This is a genomic window from Halorhodospira neutriphila (assembly GCF_016584055.1).
Classification (GTDB): domain Bacteria; phylum Pseudomonadota; class Gammaproteobacteria; order Nitrococcales; family Halorhodospiraceae; genus Halorhodospira; species Halorhodospira neutriphila.
In genome coordinates this window covers 1-1,091 of the sequence record NZ_NRSH01000255.1, presented here as the reverse complement: position 1 = coordinate 1,091, position 1,091 = coordinate 1, and the positions used below count along the sequence as shown (strand labels likewise).

Here is a 1,091-nt window from a genome sequence, read left to right as displayed (position 1 = left end):
CGGCGGGCGGCGCGCTGGCGCACCGCCGAGGGGGGGTTCATCGACTTCCCGCGCCGGCCGCGGGCCGGGCAGGGGGCCACGCCCTTCGCCTACCACCTCAAGGCCCTGCTGTGCCTGTGGCTCGCCTACCGGGCCCACCGCGATCCCCGCCTCGAGCGGCAGCTGCTGCGCTACTGGGGGTGGCTGCGCTTCGTGCTCTCCCCGGGGGGCTACTGCGGCGGGCTCGGGCGCACCAGCCACGGCCTCTTCGGCGACGCCTGCCTGCTCGCCGTCCTCCACGGCGCCCTCGACGGCGGCGGGGCGCCCGCCCCCCCCCGCCGCCGAGGCGCTCGGCGCCGCGGCAAGGGCCGTGCGCGAGCGCTGCGCCGCGCAGCGCCGCGGCGACGGCCTGCTGTGGCTGACCCCGGCGCGGCGGGCCGGGGCCGAGGGCGGCTGGGACGGCTACATGCACCTGAGCGTCTACAACGCCTGGACGGCGGGGCTGCTGGCGGCCACGGCCCACGGCCACCCCGGGCTCTGCGGCCGGCCGCCCGAGGGGCTCGGGCGGCTGGCCTGGCGAGCGGCCCCCGGCCGGGTCGAGGCGGACGAGCAGGCCGGCCTCCTGCGCCTGCGCCAGGGGCGCACGGACCTCCTGCTCTCGACCCGCGGCCAGCCGGTGCAGGGCTACAGCCGCCGCCAGGCCGACCTGCGCGCCGCCGCCGGGCTGGCACTCCATCTGGAGCGCGCCGGCCGGCCGCTCCTGCCGGCGCCGCCGCGGCTCCCCGCCGAGGCGCTGCGCGCCTGCCCCTGCCGGGCCGGCTGGACGCCCCTCGTGGCCTGCGGCCGGCGCCTCTACGGCCTGGCGCGGCTCGAGGCCGTGGCCTGGGAGCGGACCGACCGCGGCCTGCGCCTGAAGGGGGAGGGGCGGCCGGTGGCGCTGTGCCGCGCCGAGGCCCAGAGGGGCGGCCAGCGCCTGCTCGAGGGACTGGACTGGCGGCTGCTCGGCGGCGCCCTGGGGCGCCGCCGCGGGCTGCGGCCTGAGCCCCTGGCCGGCCACGGCTGGCGGCTCACCCTGGAGTGGGACGCGCTGGCCGGCTCGCTGCGCTACGCCC

At 81.5% G+C, this 1,091-nt stretch carries 1 pseudogene; it reads left to right on the top strand.

From position 1 onward, the window contains the following. Positions 1 to 349: 349 nt before the first annotated feature. A pseudogene (locus CKO13_RS12285) lies at positions 350 to 1,091 on the top strand (hypothetical protein); the annotation flags it as partial.